The sequence below is a fragment of the Streptomyces phytophilus genome, from assembly GCF_013870535.1.
Classification (GTDB): domain Bacteria; phylum Actinomycetota; class Actinomycetes; order Streptomycetales; family Streptomycetaceae; genus Streptomyces; species Streptomyces phytophilus.
The window spans coordinates 1-1,533 of record NZ_JACBXC010001374.1 but is presented as its reverse complement, the minus strand read 5'-3'; the positions used below and the strand labels follow the sequence as shown (position 1 = coordinate 1,533).

At 74.3% G+C, this 1,533-nt stretch carries 3 protein-coding genes; 2 read left to right on the top strand and 1 reads right to left on the bottom strand.

What is annotated here, in order from left to right:
• Positions 1–234: FAD-dependent oxidoreductase (locus tag H5J30_RS37570; RefSeq protein ID WP_309505698.1), on the bottom strand; the 234-nt coding region annotated here is incomplete at its 3' end.
• A 192-nt stretch (positions 235–426) separates the two neighbouring features.
• Between H5J30_RS37570 and H5J30_RS32505 the strand changes: the two genes are divergently transcribed.
• Both H5J30_RS32505 and H5J30_RS32500 read left to right on the top strand, forming a co-directional pair.
• Positions 427–819 carry a RidA family protein gene (locus tag H5J30_RS32505; protein ID WP_181791245.1) on the top strand — a complete coding sequence of 131 codons (393 nt, stop codon included), beginning with the start codon at positions 427–429 and terminating at the stop codon, positions 817–819.
• 83 nt (positions 820–902) lie between these two features.
• Entirely contained in the window at positions 903–1,424 is a 522-nt protein-coding gene (locus H5J30_RS32500; protein ID WP_181791243.1) for an RNA polymerase sigma factor, read from the top strand.
• The last annotated feature ends 109 nt before the right edge of the window (positions 1,425–1,533 follow it).

Sequence of the window (1,533 nt, the reverse complement as noted above, 5' to 3'; positions counted from 1 at the left end):
CGGGCCGGTGGCCCGTACGAGGTCGGCGTGGGCGCGCATGCCCGAGACCGCCAACTCGTGGTAGTGCCGCGGGGTCTTGGAGTGGGCGTTGATCCAGGCCATGGAGCCGGCCGTGGTCCCCGCCCCCGGCTCCCCGCCGTCCAGCAGCCACACCTCCGCGGGTCTGCCCGCCTCCCGTCCCCCGCCGCCGAGCCGCGCCGCCAGCGCCGTACCGATCACGCCTGCACCGATCACCACAATGCGCACGATGGATTCGCCCCCGTTTCGCTCGTGCACGTAGTCCCCTCCAGGCTGCCACCGAGCGGCCCGCGGCGTGGGAATGGAAGATGACGTGTCCGGATATCGCCCGCGGCGGGACGGAAAGCAAGATTCGCGAGGAAGGTAGTTTCGAGGGCGCGACAACTGATCGACGAGCGGAGCACGCGCATGCAGCAGCACATCGTCCGACCCGAGGGATCCCCGCCGGTCAACGGCTACAGCCACGCCGTATCGTTCACCGGCGCCATGGTCGCCGTCTCCGGCCAGGTGCCGCTGGACGAGGCCGGCCGCCTGGTGGGCGCGAACGACGCGGAGGCACAGGTGCGCCAGGTCTTCGCGAACCTCGGCACGGCACTTCGGGCGGCTGGTTCCGGCCTGGAGCACGTCGTGAAGCTGACGGTCTACCTGACGGACCTCGCCGACCTGCCGGCGTTCCGCCGCGTACGGGACGAGCTGCAGAACCCGGCGCACCCGCCCGCCAGCTCGCTGGTGCAGGTGGCCGGGCTGGTGAGCCCGGAGTTCCGGGTGGAGGTGGACGCGCTGGCCGTGGTGCCGGAGTGAGTCCGCGGTCCCGGCGAACGTTCCGCACCCGTACTCCGTCATAGCCCTGACGCGGGTGCAGGCGTGGCGAGGGAGGGGACGGGATGGCAGTCCGCCGCAGACCGGCGCACGAGGCGGACCCCGCCCTGTCCGCCGCCGACGCGAGCCGGGTACGGGCCGTGCTCGCGCTCGGCGGCGTGCCGTTCGGCGACCTCGACGACGGCGTGCAGCAGGTCCAGCTCAAGCTGCTGGAGCAGCAGAACCGCCCGGACCGCCCCCCTGTCCGCAACCCGGCCGCCTGGGCCGCGGCCGTCGCCTCGCGCGTGGCGGCCGACTGGCACCGCGGCCGCACCCGCGACGCGGGCCTGCGCGACCGCCTCGCCGCACGCTGGGCCCGCCCGGCGGAACACCCCGAGGACGCGCGGCTGCTGGCCCTCGCGGTCGCCGAGGGCCTGGAGGAACTCCCGCCGGGACAGCGCCAGGTGGTGGTCCTGCGCTACTACGCGGACCTGCCGGTGAAGGACATCGCGGAGGCGCTGGGCATCCCGGAGGGCACGGTCAAGAGCCGCCTGCACGGGGCCGCGGCGGTGCTGCGCACACGGTTGCGGGAGAGGGAGGTGCGGTGAGGTGGCCGGTCTGACGGAGGCGGAGGAGGAGCGGCTGCGACAGGCGCTCGGGGTGATCGCGGCGGAGGCGGCCGTAGCGGACGCAGCGCCCGTACGGGAGGAGGCCGCG

Excerpts from the sequence above, each read along its gene's own strand:
- H5J30_RS32505 (WP_181791245.1), top strand. The coding sequence starts at position 427 with ATGCAGCAGCACATCGTCCGACCCGAGGGATCCCCGCCGGTCAACGGC.
- H5J30_RS32500 (WP_181791243.1), top strand. The coding sequence starts at position 903 with ATGGCAGTCCGCCGCAGACCGGCGCACGAGGCGGACCCCGCCCTGTCC.